Consider the following 17,442-nt stretch of genomic DNA (forward strand, 5'->3'; position numbering starts at 1 on the left):
GGTCCCCGACCCTATCGTTGTTTCGCGTCGTCGATATTCGGACGCCGCTTCAGCGCTTGCCGTTGGTAGATCTTCGCCTGCGTGAGAAACGCATAAACAGCTCCCGTCATCGCCTCTATGAAGCCTGACGCACCGCAGCGCCACAGGCCGTTTTTGAAATAGAGACGGAGAAAATAGAGCGGAGGGCTGAAGACAAGGCCGGAAAACCGCGCTGTCCTGCCGGCTGCGACCTGCTGGTCCGCCTTCAGTGTCGAATACTTGTTTTCCTTGAGAATCTGCTCGTCAATGATCAGCGGGCGGTAGTGAAGCAGACTGCCGCTCTTTGCCTTTTCCACCCGCCCGTCGGGCACGATGCCCTCATGCACGGCCTGGCCGAGGTCGTAGCCGCCCCTGCCCTTGCGGATAAGGCGGAGGTTCTTGCGTTCAAGCACATTTTCCGGCGTGTAGCCATAGCCGATCAGGTAAGGCCGCCGCGCCACACGCCAGCCGACGATCTCTTCCGGCCCTGCGATCAATTCCGGCAGCAGCTTGCGCAACGGTGCATCAAGCCGCTCGTCGGAATCGATGTTGAAGCACCACGGCTGGCTGCATTGCTCCAGCGCGAACTGCTTCTGCCCGGCATAGCCATGCCATGCCTCATGAAACAGCGTGATCGGCCAGCCCTTGTCGATATAGGACTGCACGAGCCCAACTGTCCCGTCCGTTGATCCGGAGTCGACGATGACGATCTCCGAAAATTCGGCCAGTGACTCTATACACCCACCCAGGAACTGCTCTTCGTTCTGGCAGATAATAAAGGCGGAGATCGGCAGCTTCAAAAGAGTAGTCCCCAAAAGAAAGAATGTGCAGTTCGCCCATATGGCTCCTGTTGTCGTGGCTGCTAGGCGCCGGCGAGCAAGCTATTTCGACAACCAAGCCGAAGCATCATCGACAACGACTTTCTCAATTCCCATTCTGTCTCGCCAAACTCGGCCGGTATCCTCGGCGACACAATACTCGGACTTTCCGACATACAGCCGATTCCGAAATTTGGAGACATATTGCATCAGTTGCGGGTTTCGCAGTGAACGAACCTGCTTCTCCGGATCGAGGGTCTCGTCCAGCAGTTTGCCCCAACCGCGCGCGAAGTCTCCCCGAAGAAAAGCAGGACTCGTCGTGAAGTTCGGATACTTGAGCCTTATCGGAAGCTCGAATCCCAGAAATCGGTAATTCTTTCTAGCGTAATGGAACATCCCCCGGCGCTCGACGCTCCAGTTCTTTTCCTTCGTCATCAGCGAGACCTGAGAGATGCTTTTCTCCCCAAAAAGGTCCAAAATTCCAGCCGGAATCTCCTCCAGAAGCTCCCAATCATCCTCCATGTGAAAAACGAAATCTGCTTCACTGTTCAGCCAGAGGCGCTTCACGGCAGCAGCAAAGCCCGGCACAGGCGGTGCATAGACGATCGCTTGCGGATAGAAGCTTTTCAGCACCTCGATGCAGTTGCGCTCATCTTCTTCATCGCCCCATAGCTTATCGACATTCATCGAAACGCGCGAAAAGCTGAAGTTCTTGAACATTTTCTCGTTGAAGCTTTGAAGCGTTGCGCGAAGCAACTCGGGCCGGCGGGTCGCGACGATGGTCAACTCTATGCTCACAAAAATCTCCTGATTATCGGCACTGCCCGAACCGGGATCATTGTCAAACCTCAACCAGCCCCAGCCTCTTCACTTGCCGGATCGTCAGCATCGTGCGCACCGTGTCGACATGCTCGTTGGCGGTCAGTACTTCGATGACGAAATCCTGGAAGCGGGTCAGGTTTTCTGCGACGCAATGCAGCAGAAAATCGCTGTCGCCGGAGACCATCCAGGCCTGGCGCACCAGCGGCCAGTTTGAAGTGGCGGCGGCAAAGGCCTTGAGGTTGGTTTCGGATTGATGCTTGAGGCCGACCATGCAGAAGGCGACGAGGTCAAAGCCGAGCTTCGGACTGTTCAGCATCGCGTGATAGCCCTCAATCACGCCGGCCTCTTCGAGCTTACGGACACGCCGCAGACAGGGCGGAGCCGAAATGCCCACGCGGTCGGCGAGCTCCACGTTCGTCATCCGGCCGTTGGCCTGGAGTTCCCGCAAGATCTTTATGTCGATGACGTCGAGTTCGGCGCGAACCACCGCATTGCCTTTCTTTAATTTTCCGGAGGCAGCTTCTATATAAAGCGGCGGAATACGCAAGAATCTTTCGCCCGCATGACCGAATCTTACACAGGCGGGCGCAATGCCTTGTTGGTAATGCAAGGCTGCCCTTGAATAATAGCATTGGTCGTTCATAAATGGCTGAGGATCGCGATACGGCCGCATTCGCTCTTTAGCCGACGCCTCCCGCCAATCGAAAGGAAATGACATGTCCGCCCGCCATACCAAGGTGCTCATCATCGGCTCCGGTCCCGCCGGTTATACCGCCGCCGTCTATGCGGCGCGTGCGATGCTGAAGCCGGTTCTGATTGCCGGGATGGAGCAAGGCGGGCAGCTAATGATCACGACGGATGTCGAAAACTATCCGGGCTTTGCCGATCCGATCCAGGGCCCGTGGCTGATGGACCAGATGCTGCAGCAGGCCAAGCATGTCGGCGCCGAGATCGTCAGCGACATCGTCACCGAAGTCGAGATGAACCAGCGCCCCTTCGTGGCCCGCACAGACAGCGGCCAGGTCTGGACCGCCGATACGCTGATCATCGCGACGGGCGCCAAGGCGAAGTGGCTCGGCATCGAAAGTGAACAGCATTTCCAAGGCTTCGGCGTTTCTGCCTGCGCCACCTGCGACGGCTTCTTCTATCGCAACAAGGACGTCATCGTCGTTGGCGGCGGCAACAGCGCCGTCGAAGAAGCGCTTTATCTTTCCAACATCGCGAAGTCGGTGACGGTCGTGCATCGCCGCGATGCATTCCGCGCCGAAAAGATCCTGCAGGAGCGCCTGTTCTCGAAGGAGAACGTGAAGGTTCTCTGGAACACCGAAGTCGCCGAAATCACCGGCACGCCGGCCAAGCCGCCGATGCCGCCATCGGTTACCGGCGCGCGGCTGCGCGATACCCGCACCGGCGCCGTCAGCGACGTTGCCATCCACGGGGTCTTCGTGGCGATTGGCCATGCGCCGGCAACTGAACTTTTCAAGGGCAAGCTCAAGCTCAAGGACAACGGCTATCTCTGGACCGCTCCGGATTCCACCGCGACCAGCATAGACGGGGTTTATGCTGCGGGCGACGTGACGGACGATACCTTCCGGCAGGCGGTCACCGCCGCCGGCCTGGGATGCATGGCTGCCCTCGAAGCCGAACGTTATCTGACGGGCCACATGCCCGTCGCCGTGGCCGCGGAGTAAGATCGGCTATGAGGGGTGGGGGAATGCCATTGGATTGGGACAAGCTGCGTATCTTTCACGCAGCTGCCGAGGCCGGATCGTTCACGCATGCGGCCGACAAGCTGCATCTCTCCCAGTCCGCGATCAGCCGCCAGGTCAGCGCGCTGGAGCAGGACGTCGGCACCAAGCTCTTCCACCGCCATGCCCGCGGCCTGATCCTGACGGAACAGGGCGAACTGCTCTATCGCACCGCTCATGACGTGCTGCTGAAGCTCGAGACGGTGAAGATGCAGCTCACCGAGACGACGGAAACGCCATCCGGAAAGCTGCGCGTGACGACCACCGTCGGTCTCGGCCAGGGCTGGCTGACGGACAAGATCCAGGAGTTCATGCAGCTCTATCCGGACGTCCAGATCCAACTCATTCTCGACAACGAGGAATTGGACGTGAACATGCGCCACGCGGATTGCGCCATCCGCCTGCGCCAGCCGCAGCAGTCCGATCTCATTCAGCGCAAACTCTTCACCGTGCATATGCACGTCTATGCGGCCCCTTCCTATATCAACCGCTACGGCGAGCCTCAGTCGGTCGAGGATCTGGACAGTCACCGCATCATCACCTTCGGTGAACCCGCCCCCAGCTATCTTCTCGATGTGAACTGGCTCGAGATCGCCGGGCGCTCGTCTGACAACAAGCGGATTCCGCATCTCCAGATCAACAGCCAGACCTCGATCAAGCGCGCCTGCCTGCTTGGCATCGGCGTCGCCTGCATGCCGGATTACATCGTCGGACGCGACCCCGGCCTCATCCAGCTCGCGATCAACGCAGACGTACCCTCCTTCGACACCTATTTCTGCTATCCTGACGAAATCAAGAATGCCGCAAAGCTGAAGGCATTCCGCGATTTCATCGTCAGCAAGGCGAGAAACTGGAACTTCTGATTCCCGTTTTTGTTCACTAAAATGCCGACCATGCAACCAGCGCATGACTGGCATGCACAAAAGAGGGTTGCCGTTTGCTCAATTAAACACCATATCGCACTCAGCTGATGCACATGGTGGCTTTTCCTCCCAGTTCCACCGCATTGGCTGTTCCCCTCTGGAGGTTTTTGACCTTCACACCTTAAAGGGCCCCGAGCTTTCGGTGGCCCTCTTTTTTTGCCCATAATCGCTGCATTGCAGCATAATTTGTGCAGGGCATGGCAGGCATGCATAAAAATGCATTGAAAGATGCCCAGCAAAGCACCATATCGCCTATAGCTGATGCACTTCGGTGGCTTCTCTCCCAGTGCCACCGCATTAGCTGTTCCCCTCTGGAGGTTTTTGACCTTCACACCTTAAAGGGCCCCGAGCTTTCGGTGGCCCTCTTTTTTTGCCGAAAATTTAGGCGCCAGTCAAAACTGCGCAGCTCACGCCCTCGTGATTTGCATATCGGAAATTGACGATCCATGTATCGATAGAGTTCGATTTATAGATCGGTATTGGACGATGGACAGAGACGAAATCCTGAAGGCGCTTTCGCACCCGAAGCGGGTGGAAATCCTCAACTGGCTGAAAAATCCGAACGAGCATTTTGCTTCCCAGGAGCATCCCTTGGAGATGGGCGTCTGTGCCAGCCAATTCGAACGCTGCGGCCTTTCGCAATCGACCGTCTCCGCTCATCTTGCAACATTGAGCCGCGCCGGCCTGGTCACCACCAGGCGCGTCGGCCAATGGGTTTTCTACCGGCGCAACGAAGAGATGATAGCTGCCTTCCTCAAGCAATTAAGCCAGGATCTGTGATGGCCTGATCGGCCTCGGTGCCACTGCATTTTGCCAATCTCTCCGCCGGATCGAGTTGCCCCGCTCCGGCCGAGTGATCCTCCCGCCGAAACAAGAAAGGACTTCCATGAACAAGCTTTTCGAACCCGCGCAGATTGGCGACATTGCCGTCAGGAACCGCATCGTCATGGCACCGCTGACGCGCAATCGCTCACCGGGCGCGATCCCGAACGATTTGAACGTCGAATACTACCGCCAGCGCGCGACGGCCGGCCTCATCATCACCGAGGCAACTGCGATCACGCATCAGGGCCAAGGATACGCCGACGTTCCCGGCCTCTACAAGAAGGAAGCGCTCAACGGTTGGAAGCACGTGACACATGCCGTGCACGCAGGCGGTGGCAAGATCGTCGTGCAGATGTGGCATGTTGGCCGCATCTCGCACACCACGCTGCAGCCGGACGGTGGCAAGCCGGTCTCCTCAACCAGCCGCGTTGCCAAGGCCAAGACCTACCTCGTCAATGCGGACGGCACCGGCTCCTTTGCCGATACCTCCGAGCCGCGTGCGCTCGAGACATCGGAGATCCCCGGCATCATCGAGGATTATCGCAAGGCCGCACGCGCGGCGATCGACGCAGGCTTCGATGGCGTCGAAATCCACGGTGCGAATGGCTATCTACTCGACCAGTTCCTGCGCGACGGCGTCAACGACCGAACCGACCAGTATGGCGGTTCTATCGAAAACCGCGCCCGCTTCACGTTCGAAGTGGTCGACGCGGTGACCAAGGAAATCGGCGCAGGCCGCACGGCGATCCGCATCTCGCCGGTCACCCCCGCAGGCGACAGCTATGATTCCGAGCCGCAGACGCTCTTTGCCTATGTCGTAGAAGGCCTCGCCAAATATGACCTCGCCTATCTCCACGTTATCGAGGGCCAGACGGGTGGCGAGCGCGATTACACGCAGGGCACAAATCCCCCCTTCGATTACAAGGCTCTGCGCCAGACTTATGAAAAGGCCGGCGGCAAGGCGGGTTGGATGGTCAACAATGGTTACGACCGCGACATGGCGATCGACGCCGCAGAAAGCGGTCGCGCCGATCTCGTCGCCTTCGGCAAGCCTTTTATCGCCAATCCGGATCTGGTCGAGCGCCTCAAGAAGAACCTGCCGCTCAACACACCAGACCAGGCCACCTTCTACGGCGGCACCGCAAAGGGTTACATCGACTATCCGCTGCTCGAAAAGGTCGCCTGATCTCCCAGCGTACCGGACGAAATCCCGCCTCACGCGGGATTTCTTTTTCGACTGCTGCCGTTAGGATGCGGCCATGTTCGAATCCCATCTCCGCCGCTGGTCGCTGATACCGGACGGCGAACCGATCATCACCCATTCCAGCCACCTCCTGCCGGTCCTCTGGAGCGGCCGGCCGGCAATGCTCAAGAAGTCTCGTGACGAGGCCGAAAGGGCCGGCGGCGCGTTGATGCACTGGTGGGATGGTGACGGTGCCGCCAAGGTCTATGCCCACGATGACGAAGCCGTTCTGCTCGAGCGGGCGACCGGCAACCGCTCCCTATTCAAGATGGCGACGGACGGTGAAGACGACGAGGCTAGCCGCATCATCTGCCGCACAGTCGAAAGGCTGCATGCGCCACGACAAAAGCCCTTGCCCGAACTTGTTCCTCTTCGCCGCTGGTTCAGGGAACTGGAGCCCGCCGCGAAAACCTATGGCGGCGTGCTTGCCGAATGCAGCGCGATCGCCGAGACGCTGCTTGCCGATCCGCGCGATCCGGGCGTGCTGCACGGCGACATTCACCACAGCAACATTCTCGATTTTGAAGAGGACGGGTGGCTTGCGATCGACCCGAAGGGTCTATTCGGCGAACGCGGCTTCGACTATGCCAATACTTTCGCCAACGAAGATCTTCCGGCCGTCAGAGTGCCGGGACGGCTGCAGCGTCAGCTTCGGATCGTTTGTGCCGAAGCCGGCATGGAACCCAAACGCTTGCTCCAATGGATCGTCGCGTATTCCGGCCTGTCTGCGGCCTGGTTCCTCGGCGACAATATGAATACGTCTGCTGAAAGCCCGCTTGCCGTCGCGCGCATCGCGCTGGCGGAGTTGCAGCAAGCCTAGCGGCTTCCTTCAATAGAGGTCAGAGGAAGTTTCATCATGTGGCAGATCGTGCCGCGCGCGAGGGAGCCTGCGCTTGAATGCCGCGGGTTGATCAACACGATCGTCGAACGGACGCTCGGCTCAGGCACGAGGAAAGGCCTCGGCGGAACCGCCGCTCTTCCATTTGCTGTCGACGACTTCCGTCTCCGGCCGGTCGCCACCTTCGGCATATTCCTCATGCCATTTGCCCTTCTCGTCCTGCCAGCTGATCTCGGCGGAATCGCCGCCGACCTGCTGCTCGGCCGCGACGATGCGGGCTGCTTCCAGCGCCTCGGCATGCGAGGGGAACGCTTCGGAATAGACGTCTCCCAGCCGGTAAGCCCAGCCGCCGTCGTGGGGAACGACCTCGTAAACCACCTTGATCATGCACCTCTCCTCTTTTTCAGTGGCCCGATTTATCGGCGATCAGCCGAAGGCTTCCGGACTGCATCCGGCTCCATCGCGGGCGGCAAGGCGAGAGTTATGAGGCACGCCGCGATTGCTTCCGGCTGACCAATTTTCGGCAGTATTCCATTAAATGCACAAGACTGCAAATTCACCCCGCACCTGCCCTGCCTGATACGGAAAATCATCGGCTGCCGAAGAGCGGGATCAGAATTTCAGGGCCAGCGGATGGTCAGCCAGTGCCCGGTCGATCGTCACAAGCCGCAGCCCTTCGATCTGGCATTGGGCAAGCAGAAGGCGGTCGAAGGGATCGCGGGTATCCGGCTCGGGATCGGCCGCGGTTATGACGTGGCTGACATCGATCCCAAGGAGCGACAATCCTATTTTCTGAAGAGATTGCGCCATCTCTTCAAGAGGCATACCGGGATCCAGCTTGCCTAGTCTTGCCTTGATCGCAGTTTCCCATAGGCTCGCGACACTCACAAATCCGACTGTTTGCGGCTCGCCTAACAAGGTCGTGACCACAGGAAATCGCTGTGCAACGTCCTTTCGCAAGATCGCAAGCACGATATGCGTGTCGAGCAGCAGCCTCATGGTTCAGGCAGGGGCCTAAGGAGAAAATCCTCCGGCAAAGGATCGTCGAAATCGTCGGCTATGAAGGGCACGGGATTGGTAATGCCCTTCGACCGGAGGTAGGCTTGGCCAGCCTCCAAATTCAAACCGCCGCGCGGCTTGTGCGGGACGAGATCAAAGACCGGGCGGCCGTTTCGCGTCACGACAATCGTCTCCCCTTCCTCGACCTCGCGAGCGAGTTCAGTCAGGCGGTTCTTGGCATCGCGGATCGATACGGTTTTCATACGCCAAATGTAGCCACATGCAGCCACATCGTCAACGATCCTATAAAATAGAAAGGCCCGCCATTGCTGACGAGCCTCTCTTCAATTTCTGCCAACTGCCTTACTTGCAGGCCGCGCAGAAGCGCTGGATGCGCTTGCAGGCCTCTTCGAGCAGGGCTTCCGAAGTCGCATAGGAAATGCGGAAGTTCGGGCCGAGGCCGAATGCCGAGCCGTGCACGACGGCGACGCCTTCGCTTTCGAGCAGTTCGGACACGAAATCTTCGTCGGTCTCGATGACCTTGCCCGAAGGCGTGGTCTTGCCGATCAGGCCGGCGCAGGACGGGTAGACATAGAAGGCGCCTTCCGGCGACGGGCAGACGATGCCTTTGGCCTGGTTCAGCATCGACACCACCAGATCGCGGCGGCCTTCGAAAATCTTCTTATTCACCGGGATGAAATCCTGCGTGCCGTTCAGCGCTTCGACGGCGGCCCACTGAGCGATCGAGGTGGCGCCCGAGGTCTGCTGGCCCTGGATCATGTCCATCGCTTTGATGAGCGGCAGCGGTCCGGCCGCATAGCCGATACGCCAGCCGGTCATTGCATAGGCCTTGGAGACGCCGTTCATGGTCAGCGTGCGGTCGTAGAGCTCAGGCTCGACTTCGACCGGCGTCACGAACTTGAAGTCGCCATAGGTCAGGTGCTCGTACATGTCGTCCGTCAGCACCCAGACATGCGGATGCTTGAGCAGCACATCGGTCAGCGCCTTGAGTTCCGCATGCGTATAGGCAGCACCCGACGGGTTCGACGGCGAGTTGAAGACGAACCACTTGGTCTTCGGCGTGATCGCCTTGTCGAGATCGGCCGCCTGGAGCTTGAAGTTGTTTTCCTGCGTCGCCGAGACGATGACGGGTGTGCCGCCGCAAAGCGCCACCATCTCCGGATAGGACACCCAGTAGGGCGCCGGGATGATGACTTCATCGCCCGGATTCAGCGTCGCCATGAAGGCATTGAACAGGATCTGCTTGCCGCCGGTGCCGACGATCGTCTGCTCCCAGGAATATTCCAGGCCGTTCTCGCGCTTGAACTTCGCGGCGATCGCCTTGCGCAGCTCCGGGATACCGGAAACCGGCGTGTATTTCGTCTCGCCGCGATTGATAGCGTCGATGGCGGCCTTCTTGATATTGTCCGGCGTATCGAAGTCCGGCTCGCCGGCGCCAAGGCCGATCACATCGCGCCCCTTGGCTTTCAGCTCGCGCGCTTTCTGGGAGACGGCGATGGTGGCTGAAGGCTTCACACGGGAAAGAGCATCGGCAAGAAAGGCCATGATAACGGTCCTATACGGTTGAAACGGGCAGAAGGCCGGGACCGGAGTTCTGCGGTTAGCTCTATGTCCAATGTACAGCAGCATTTCAAGCGCAAAGGCGTGATGGTGCCAATGATTCTTATTGATCATTGGCCACGCGCGGCGGCGCAAGCATGAATCACTTTGCGAAGAACTTGAACCAATCTCTGAAGGGATGTGGATTTCGTCCCTGAAATCAAAAACTTCGCGGATTCGGCCTTTGCCATGATTATGCCGCAACAAATGACGCGGCATGCCACAATTCGGTCGCGAGCCCGCCGGGATCGAAGCCTCATCTTTAGCGCTCCTAATTGGTTGTTGAGGGTATGCCAATGTTTCTGGAGGAAGAGCGGGCCGCAGCGCGGCTTCGCGCCCGCCGGGTTTCGCTTTCATTTTTGATTGCAGTAAGCGTCGTCGCCGCTTCGACGATTGCGTTCGGAATCATTTCGACCGCCCGCGCCGAAGAGGCGCCACAGCCGCAGAAGACCGAGCAAATTGCCGGCTCCTTAACCGCACCGGTGGCGACAAACGACGCGACCGCCCAACCCGCCGCTTCGGCCAAACCGCGGACGGCGACGCATGCCGACGGACAGATCATGCGCGGGCTGACTCTGCTGCTTTTCGCCCTGACCGCAGCGGGCGCACTGGCCGTGTGGCGCCGCCGCATCAAGCGCCTGATGACGGTGAGGAGCAGGTAATGGGCCGCAACGGAAACCGGCTTCAGGACGCGGGCGAGTTCGAACCGCTTCCCTCTTACCTCGAACTGGCCATGGCGACCGCTGCGGCCACGGCCCACGACGCGCCGCGGCAGCGCGAGAAAGGCTTCCTTTTCTCGCGCCTTTCGATGGTCGAGCGGATGATTGCGCTCGGCATCGCCGGGCTTGCCCTGTATGGCGTCGCGCTGATGAGCGACGGCTTCTACATCAAGGGAAAGGCTGCGGTCGCGCAGATCCTGCTGCAGCGCTCCTTTGCCGAAGCCGACGTGGTGGACACGACGCCGACCGCCTCCATTCAACCGCAAAACACAAAGCCGTTATCTGCGCCGCAATAAGGTTGAAGAGCCCTGCCCGCCGCTCCACGTTGAAAGCGTATGACCGCGACGGGGAACGCCACATGACTATCGCCAGAACATTCGCCGCTTCCCTGCTTGCTGGCGTGCCCGTCTTCGCACCCGGCTTCGCCGCGGCAGCAGACAGGGTCGAGACCGAGAAGGTCGCAGTTAGCGTCGAAACCCTGGCGAATGGGCTGGAGCATCCCTGGGCCGTGGAAGTCATGCCCGACGGCGCCTATCTGGTGACTGAGCGGCCAGGCCGGATGCGGATCGTCAGGGAGGGAAAGCTTTCAGATCCGATCGGAGGCGTGCCGGACGTCCGTGCCCGCGGCCAGGGCGGCCTGATGGACGTAGCGCTCGCGCCGGACTTCGCAACGAGCCGCACGATCTATTTCACGGCATCGACCGCCAATCGCAGAGGCTCGGGAACCGAAGCCTTCAGCGCCACGCTTGCCGCCGACGGAAGCAGGCTCGAGAACGTGAAGCCAATCTTCACCATGGACCAGTTCACCGGCGGCAGTATCCAATATGGTGCGCGCATCGCCATCGCCCGCGACGGCAGTCTCTTTATCAGCATAGGTGACCGCGGCGACCGCGACCGCTCTCAAGACTGGAAGGATGATGCCGGCTCCATCGTGCATATCAATGCCGATGGGAGCATCCCTGCGGACAACCCGTTCAAGAACGGCGGCAAGGCACTGCCGGAAATCTGGTCGAAAGGCCATCGCAACCCGCAGGGTATCACCTTCGACACCGCCGACGGCAAACTCTACACCGTCGAACATGGTGCGCGCGGCGGTGACGAAATCAATGTCATCGAGCCCGGCAAGAATTACGGCTGGCCGATCATCAGCTATGGACGGAATTACTCCGGCACAAAGATCGGCGAAGGCACGGCCAAGAAAGGGCTGGAACAGCCGCTGCACTATTGGGACCCGTCCATCGCCCCCGGCGCGCTCGCGATCTATCGCGGCAAGATGTTTCCGGAATGGGACGGCAACTTCCTCGTCGCAGCCCTCAAATTCGAACTGCTCTCCCGCATGCAGCGCGATGATAGCGGTGCTTTCGTTGCAGAAGAGCAGATTTTCGAAGGCGATTACGGCCGCATCCGCGACATTGTCATCGCACCGGACGGAGCGCTCCTGATGGTCACGGACGAAGCCGATGGCGCGCTGCTGCGCGTCTCGCGCGCCGACCGTCAGAACGGTTAGGACGAAGCTCCTTGCGGTCACCAGAAAGGCCGCCTGCCCGTCCCTCAGGCCAAGCTTTTCGCAAGCGGAGTTCCGGAGTAGCCGGCGGTGATTCATGCGGCCATGCGAGCAATCTGGCACTCTGAACGCGCCCCTCTTCGCCCTTGCCGAAACGAAATGCAACTGGTAACCGTCGCTGCCACAACCTGCCCCACATCAAGGACTGACATGACGCGCGTCCAGGCGAACCTCCTTCTGTTGCTTGCTGCCGCGATCTGGGGCGGCGGCTTCGTCGCGCAGTCGACGGCCATGAAGGCAATCGGTCCCTTCTGGTTTATCGGACTGCGCTTTGGGGTCGCGACGGTCGCGGTCCTGCCTTTCGTGCTCCTTGAGGCACGCAAGGCCGGGGTTAAGACCACGCGCCGTCATCTCGGGCTTTATATCCTGATCGGCTTTGCCCTTTTCGGCGGCGCCTCGACCCAACAGATCGGCCTTCAGACGACGACTGTGACGAATTCGAGCTTCATCACGGGTCTCTATGTCGTCTTCGTGCCGCTGATCGCCGTCGCCTTCGTGCGCCGCCCGCCGCACTGGATCATCTGGCCGGCTGCCGTCACGGCCGTCGCCGGCATCTACATGCTGTCCGGCGGACAGCTTTCCGCGCTGACCATGGGCGACGGACTGACGGTCATTTGCGCCGCCTTCTGGGCGATCCAGATCACGCTCGCAGGCACGACAGTTTCCGAGACCGAACGGCCGCTTATGCTTTCTGCCGCCCAATTTGGAGTGACAGCAGTCTGTGCCCTCGTCGTGGCCGCCACCATCGAGCCGATCAGCGTGGAAGCGGTCACGGATGCAGCACCCGAAATCCTCTACGTTGGCATCTTTTCCTCCGGCGTCGCCTTCGTGCTGCAGGTGATCGGCCAGCGCTACACGACACCGTCGCAAGCTGCCATCTTCCTCTCCTCCGAAGCGCTCTTCGGCTCGGTGCTCGGCGCGCTGCTGCTCGGAGAGACTATGCCCCGGCTCGGCTATGCAGGCTGTGCGCTGATGTTTACCGCTATGCTTGTGGTCGAACTGGTACCGGAACTCGGAAAAAGGCGCAGCCAGCCCGCTTGAGCTATGGCTTTTTCTGCGTTGGACGGCGAATTCGGAAAAAATTTCTCGCCTCATCGAGGACGCGCTATCGTTGCATTTTTGGGAAAATCTGCTCTCAACTTATATTGCGAACAATACAAAACGTTAATCATGCGTCCGCTGTGAGCGAAAATTTGCGTTTTGACGCAAATAGGATAGCCGCACTAAATGTGCTTTCGCTAACACGTTAAAAAACTTTTGCTTGCCAATTCCCGATAATCGCAGCAATCTCACGGCGTTCGGGCATTTTGCGAGCATGGGAAGTCCTTAAGAATGTGCGCGCCGGAAACGCTAATATTCCGGTCAGCCGGTCTCGCCAAGGTGGGGAATAATCCCGTCATGAGACAGGCCGGGGTAGAGGGGACCTTTTTCTCGAATTTCAAGAATTGCCTGCCAACGCCCCGCAAGGGACATAGTTGATGCTGCCCGTGTGGATGGCGGGCAGAGAGAAAAGGACCTGACGCATGGCCGAGACTGGCACTGTTAAATTCTTCAATAGCGACAAAGGCTTTGGCTTTATCAAGCCGGACAAGGGTGGCGCCGATATCTTCGTTCACATTTCCGCCGTTCAGGCTTCCGGCCTTGCCGGTCTGACCGAAAATCAGAAGGTCAGCTTCGACACGGAGCCGGATCGCCGCGGCAAGGGGCCCAAGGCCGTCAATCTGCAGATTGACGGCTGAAGCCTCAACAAGACCGCCTAATTCGAGTTGAGGCCCGGCAGCTATGCCGGGTTTTATCATTCAGCGTCCGTTCAGATAGCCGCCACTATCTTGTCATCATCACGGCGCAGGAACCGCTCACGGGGTTCCAAGAATAGGATATGACCATGAACAGGCTCGCCAAGACACTTCTTCTGACAGCTACTGCCGCAGCCCTCACCCTTTCTGTAATCGGCGAAGCATCCGCCCGTGACCGCTGGCATCGCCACAGCAATGGCGACGCAGCGCTTGTCGGCGGCGCGGTCGGCCTTGCAACCGGCCTGATCGTCGGCTCGGCCATTGCCAATCAACCGCGCTATTATGAAGAGCCGCGCTATATCGATCCGCCCTATGAGCCGGAATATGAAGCCGTGCCGGTTTACCGCGCACCGCCGCGTTACTACGCCCCTGTCCGCGCTGATATCGAGCCCTGGACGCCGCAGTGGGAGCGCTACTGCTCTTACCGCTACCGCAGTTTCGATCCGAGCAGTGGCACCTTTGTCGGCAACGACGGCCGCGAGCACTTCTGCACCGCAGGCTGATCCGAGACCCCCTCCAAACGCAATGCGCCGCTCATCGAGCGGCGCATTTGTTTTGGCCGTTTGACGAGATCAGATGCCGCTGAGGAATGGGTTGCTGCGTCGCTCGTCGCCGATGCGGCTGCCGGGGCCGTGCCCGCAGATGAAGCCGACGTCATCGCCGAGCGGCAGCACCTTGTCGCGGATCGAATCCAGCAGTTGCTGGTGATTGCCGCCTGGCAGATCGGTTCGGCCGATCGAGCCATTGAAGAGCACGTCGCCGAGATGCGCGAAGTTCTGGGCCCGATTGAAATAGATGACATGGCCGGGCGCGTGGCCGGGCGTGTGATAAACTTCGAACTCATGGCTACCGAAGGAAATCCTGTCGCCATCCTTCAGCCAGCGGTCCGGCACGACGTTCTGCAGACCGGTGATGCCATATTTCTGCGCCTGTATCTCGATCCGCTCCAGCAGCGGCCGATCATCCTCGTGCGGACCGACGATATCGACGTCGAGCGCTTCCTTGAGTTCCTTGGCGCCGCCGGCATGATCGAGATGCCCGTGTGTCAGCCAGATCTCCTTGATGACCAGGTCGTTCTCCTCGAGCGCTTTGAGAATGACCGACACATCGCCGCCCGGATCGACGACCACGCCCTCCTTCGTGTCCGGATCGAAGAGAACGGTGCAGTTCTGCTGGAAGGGTGTTACCGGAATGACGCCGGCTTGGAGCATGCCCATGATATGCCTCGCTTGGTCTCTCTGCCTGCTTCGATATAGCCGGAAAGATCGCCAAATCCAGCCGCTTTTTTGGCGATCCTCACACTGACTCACACTATCAAGACGCCTCGTAACAACTGTTCATCGCAGCAGAAAATGGCACGCAGCATTAATCTTTATTATTAACTTTCAATGTCTTGAGGCGTTCTGGTGAATCCGGTTTTCAACCCGACCTCTCGAAAGGCGGAACCAGATGGTGAACGGAGCGTTTCACTCCAGCAAAAAGCAAGGAGAAAAAGAATGACCTTCACGAGACATCTTTTCCTGGCAGGCGCCGTGCTCGCCGCGAGCGCTGGCTTCGCCCATGCGGAAATGACCGCGACGGCCATCAATGACCTCAATGTGCGTTCCGGGCCTGGCCCGCAGTATCCCTCGGTCGGCGTCGCAACGCGCGGTTCGCCCGCCTTGCTCGACGGCTGCATCCAGGGCAGCCGCTGGTGCCGCGTCGATGTGAACGGCATGCGCGGCTGGGTCTATGCCGAATATCTGCAGGTCCTGCGCGACGGCAATCCTGTCATTGTCGAAGAGAACGAAGCGGTGCTTGGCGTCCCGACCGTGACTTATGAATCGACCGCAAGCATCCCTGCCGATCCCGCACCGGGCGACGAACTGCTTGGTCCCGTCGGCTCCGTGGAGGCGATAACTCCGCCTGAGACGGTCCGCACCTATATCGAAACCACACCGGCGCAGACAGTCCAATTGAGCGGCGACGTCGTCGTGGGTGCCGAGGTTCCGGAGAGCGTGACGTTCCAGGAGATTCCGAACTACGAGTATCGCTACGTCCGCATCAATGAGCGACCCGTCCTCGTCGATCCGGGCACCCGCCGCATTGTCTACGTCTATCAATGAGATGTGGCGCGAGGCGGTCCGTAGATCGCCTCGCTAGCCGAATCTCTCGTATGGGTTGTTTTTAGCTCCCCTTTCCCTCCAGGACATGATAAAATTCTAATACGTCGCAGGGAGCGATGTGCAGGCGGTTCGCATCGATCGCCATTTGGAGGGAAATCATGGAAGCGTTACTTCCGCTCATCACGCAACTGATTGCCGGCGCCGTCGGCGGCAATGCCGCGAGCGCGGCGCTGAAACAGCAGGCGGTCAGCGTCGTCGCCCGGACGATCGCTGGTGCAATTGGCGGTATCGGCGGCGGCATGCTTCTCAGCATGGTCGGCGGCGAAGCGGCGTTGACCGGACTAATTGCCGATGGCATCGGCGGCCTGATCGGCGGCGGTATCCTGTCGACCATCGTCGGAATGGTGATGGCGCGGGCGCGGTAATATAAAAGCCCGGCCCGCGGAAGGCGCGGCCGGGTTTCCTTGTCGAGGTTATTCGGCCGCGATAGACGCCGCCGAATACACTTCCGTCATGTAGTCGTTCATCAGCGTCTCGGAGATCGTCGCCGGCGCGAACTTATAAGGGCCGATCTCAGAGACCGGCGTCACTTCCGCGGCAGAGCCCGTCAGGAAGCATTCGCTGAAGCCCGAGAGCTCTTCCGGCTGGATCGCGCGCTCGACGACTGGATAGCCGCGGCGCTTGGCAAGCTCGATCACCGTCTGGCGCGTGATGCCGTTCAGGAAGCAATCCGGAAGCGGCGTATGAATGACGCCGTCCTTAACGAAGAAGATGTTGGCACCCGTCGCTTCGGCGACCTGGCCGCGGTAATCAAGCATCATCGCGTCCGCGTAGCCTTTTGCCTCTGCGGCATGCTTGGAAATGGTGCAGATCATGTAGAGACCGGCAGCCTTTGACGAAGCCGGCGCGGTCATCGGGTCGGGACGCCGGTATTCGGCGATGTCGAGGCGGATGCCCTTGAGCTTTTCGGCAGGATTGAAGTAGCTGCCCCACTGCCAGATGGCGATCGCGACATTGATGCGATTCGACTGGGCCGAGATCCCCATCATTTCGCTGCCGCGCCAGGCGATCGGCCGCACATAGGCCTCGGAAAAACCTTGGCGCTTCAAGAGTTCGATCGTTACCGCATCGAGTTCCTCGACCGGGTAAGGCACCTTGAAACCAAGAATTTCCGCGGACTTGTGAAGACGCTGATTGTGTTCCGTCAGCTTGAATACCCGGCCGCCATAGGCACGCTCGCCTTCGAAGACCGCGCTCGCATAATGCAGGCCATGCGTCAGCACGTGGATCTTCGCGTCCTTCCAAGGCAGGAATTCGCCATTGAACCAGATTTCCCCATCCAGCTGGTCGAAGGGAACTGAAGCCATTCTCGTATCCTCCGGCGCTCGCGCGCCATACCTGTTG

The 17,442-nt window shown here is 59.6% G+C and carries 21 protein-coding genes and 1 pseudogene; 13 read left to right on the forward strand and 9 right to left on the reverse strand.

Going from position 1 to position 17,442, the window contains the following annotated elements:
• Positions 1 to 11 precede the first annotated feature (11 nt).
• The 3 genes from N2599_RS11090 to N2599_RS11100 all read right to left on the reverse strand — a co-directional run bounded on the left by N2599_RS11090 (position 12) and on the right by N2599_RS11100 (position 2,145).
• Positions 12 to 818, reverse strand: coding sequence for a glycosyltransferase family 2 protein (locus N2599_RS11090; RefSeq protein ID WP_244564422.1), 807 nt, complete (start codon positions 816 to 818; stop codon positions 12 to 14).
• Between the two features lie 81 nt (positions 819 to 899).
• Complete coding sequence (locus tag N2599_RS11095) at positions 900 to 1,556, reverse strand: hypothetical protein (RefSeq protein ID WP_156915213.1); 657 nt, start codon at positions 1,554 to 1,556, stop codon at positions 900 to 902.
• A 121-nt stretch (positions 1,557 to 1,677) separates the two neighbouring features.
• Positions 1,678 to 2,145 (reverse strand): Lrp/AsnC family transcriptional regulator, encoded by a 468-nt coding sequence (locus tag N2599_RS11100; RefSeq protein ID WP_027508450.1) that lies wholly within the window; start codon positions 2,143 to 2,145, stop codon positions 1,678 to 1,680.
• Between the two features lie 229 nt (positions 2,146 to 2,374).
• Here N2599_RS11100 and trxB point away from each other — a divergent pair, with 229 nt between their 5' ends.
• The 5 genes from trxB (at position 2,375) to N2599_RS11125 (ending at position 7,217) form a co-directional block, all read left to right on the forward strand.
• A complete protein-coding gene (trxB, locus tag N2599_RS11105; protein WP_027508449.1) occupies positions 2,375 to 3,349 on the forward strand; it encodes a thioredoxin-disulfide reductase in 975 nt (324 codons plus the stop codon).
• Between the two features lie 23 nt (positions 3,350 to 3,372).
• Entirely contained in the window at positions 3,373 to 4,269 is an 897-nt protein-coding gene (locus N2599_RS11110; RefSeq protein ID WP_027508448.1) for a LysR family transcriptional regulator VtlR, read from the forward strand.
• A 546-nt stretch (positions 4,270 to 4,815) separates the two neighbouring features.
• A complete protein-coding gene (locus tag N2599_RS11115) occupies positions 4,816 to 5,109 on the forward strand; it encodes an ArsR/SmtB family transcription factor (protein ID WP_027508447.1) in 294 nt (97 codons plus the stop codon).
• Positions 5,110 to 5,215: 106 nt separating this feature from the next.
• Positions 5,216 to 6,340, forward strand: a complete 1,125-nt coding sequence (locus N2599_RS11120) for an alkene reductase (protein ID WP_027508446.1) — start codon at positions 5,216 to 5,218, stop codon at positions 6,338 to 6,340.
• A gap of 73 nt (positions 6,341 to 6,413) precedes the next feature.
• Positions 6,414 to 7,217: an aminoglycoside phosphotransferase family protein gene (locus N2599_RS11125; RefSeq protein ID WP_027508445.1), complete on the forward strand. Its 804-nt coding sequence runs from the start codon at positions 6,414 to 6,416 to the stop codon at positions 7,215 to 7,217.
• Between the two features lie 120 nt (positions 7,218 to 7,337).
• On the opposite strand, the gene N2599_RS11130 is transcribed toward N2599_RS11125, so the two are convergent.
• The 4 genes from N2599_RS11130 to N2599_RS11145 all read right to left on the reverse strand — a co-directional run bounded on the left by N2599_RS11130 (position 7,338) and on the right by N2599_RS11145 (position 9,800).
• A complete protein-coding gene (locus tag N2599_RS11130) occupies positions 7,338 to 7,622 on the reverse strand; it encodes a DUF2188 domain-containing protein (RefSeq protein WP_027508444.1) in 285 nt (94 codons plus the stop codon).
• 225 nt (positions 7,623 to 7,847) lie between these two features.
• Positions 7,848 to 8,234, reverse strand: coding sequence for a type II toxin-antitoxin system VapC family toxin (locus N2599_RS11135; RefSeq protein ID WP_027508443.1), 387 nt, complete (start codon positions 8,232 to 8,234; stop codon positions 7,848 to 7,850).
• Positions 8,231 to 8,497 (reverse strand): type II toxin-antitoxin system Phd/YefM family antitoxin, encoded by a 267-nt coding sequence (locus N2599_RS11140; protein WP_027508442.1) that lies wholly within the window; start codon positions 8,495 to 8,497, stop codon positions 8,231 to 8,233. Before N2599_RS11140 ends, N2599_RS11135 begins: the two co-directional genes overlap by 4 nt.
• A 100-nt stretch (positions 8,498 to 8,597) precedes the next feature.
• On the reverse strand, positions 8,598 to 9,800 hold the full coding sequence (locus N2599_RS11145) for a pyridoxal phosphate-dependent aminotransferase (RefSeq protein WP_027508441.1): 1,203 nt from the start codon (positions 9,798 to 9,800) through the stop codon (positions 8,598 to 8,600).
• A 350-nt stretch (positions 9,801 to 10,150) separates the two neighbouring features.
• On the opposite strand from N2599_RS11145, the gene N2599_RS11150 reads away from it, so the two are divergent.
• The 6 genes and pseudogenes from N2599_RS11150 to N2599_RS11175 all read left to right on the forward strand — a co-directional run bounded on the left by N2599_RS11150 (position 10,151) and on the right by N2599_RS11175 (position 14,436).
• Positions 10,151 to 10,516, forward strand: coding sequence for a hypothetical protein (locus tag N2599_RS11150; RefSeq protein ID WP_027508440.1), 366 nt, complete (start codon positions 10,151 to 10,153; stop codon positions 10,514 to 10,516).
• Positions 10,516 to 10,851: pseudogene (locus tag N2599_RS11155) on the forward strand (class GN sortase); the annotation flags it as partial. The gene N2599_RS11150 and the pseudogene N2599_RS11155, both read left to right, overlap by 1 nt.
• An 80-nt stretch (positions 10,852 to 10,931) precedes the next feature.
• Positions 10,932 to 12,080: a PQQ-dependent sugar dehydrogenase gene (locus N2599_RS11160; protein WP_051336461.1), complete on the forward strand. Its 1,149-nt coding sequence runs from the start codon at positions 10,932 to 10,934 to the stop codon at positions 12,078 to 12,080.
• A 207-nt stretch (positions 12,081 to 12,287) separates the two neighbouring features.
• On the forward strand, positions 12,288 to 13,178 hold the full coding sequence (locus N2599_RS11165) for a DMT family transporter (protein ID WP_027508437.1): 891 nt from the start codon (positions 12,288 to 12,290) through the stop codon (positions 13,176 to 13,178).
• A gap of 482 nt (positions 13,179 to 13,660) precedes the next feature.
• Entirely contained in the window at positions 13,661 to 13,876 is a 216-nt protein-coding gene (locus N2599_RS11170; protein WP_027508436.1) for a cold-shock protein, read from the forward strand.
• A 146-nt stretch (positions 13,877 to 14,022) separates the two neighbouring features.
• Positions 14,023 to 14,436, forward strand: coding sequence for a BA14K family protein (locus tag N2599_RS11175; protein WP_027508435.1), 414 nt, complete (start codon positions 14,023 to 14,025; stop codon positions 14,434 to 14,436).
• 69 nt (positions 14,437 to 14,505) lie between these two features.
• On the opposite strand, the gene N2599_RS11180 is transcribed toward N2599_RS11175, so the two are convergent.
• On the reverse strand, positions 14,506 to 15,150 hold the full coding sequence (locus N2599_RS11180; RefSeq protein ID WP_027508434.1) for an MBL fold metallo-hydrolase: 645 nt from the start codon (positions 15,148 to 15,150) through the stop codon (positions 14,506 to 14,508).
• Positions 15,151 to 15,429: 279 nt separating this feature from the next.
• Between N2599_RS11180 and N2599_RS11185 the strand changes: the two genes are divergently transcribed.
• Positions 15,430 to 16,038 carry a DUF1236 domain-containing protein gene (locus N2599_RS11185; protein WP_027508433.1) on the forward strand — a complete coding sequence of 203 codons (609 nt, stop codon included), beginning with the start codon at positions 15,430 to 15,432 and terminating at the stop codon, positions 16,036 to 16,038.
• Positions 16,039 to 16,196: 158 nt separating this feature from the next.
• Positions 16,197 to 16,463 carry a hypothetical protein gene (locus N2599_RS11190; RefSeq protein ID WP_027508432.1) on the forward strand — a complete coding sequence of 89 codons (267 nt, stop codon included), beginning with the start codon at positions 16,197 to 16,199 and terminating at the stop codon, positions 16,461 to 16,463.
• A gap of 48 nt (positions 16,464 to 16,511) precedes the next feature.
• Here the strand turns inward: N2599_RS11190 and N2599_RS11195 are convergent, their stop codons facing one another.
• Positions 16,512 to 17,405 carry a branched-chain amino acid aminotransferase gene (locus N2599_RS11195; protein ID WP_027508431.1) on the reverse strand — a complete coding sequence of 298 codons (894 nt, stop codon included), beginning with the start codon at positions 17,403 to 17,405 and terminating at the stop codon, positions 16,512 to 16,514.
• Between the last annotated feature and the right edge of the window lie 37 nt (positions 17,406 to 17,442).

The sequence above is a fragment of the Rhizobium sullae genome, from assembly GCF_025200715.1.
In the GTDB taxonomy this organism is placed as follows: domain Bacteria; phylum Pseudomonadota; class Alphaproteobacteria; order Rhizobiales; family Rhizobiaceae; genus Rhizobium; species Rhizobium sullae.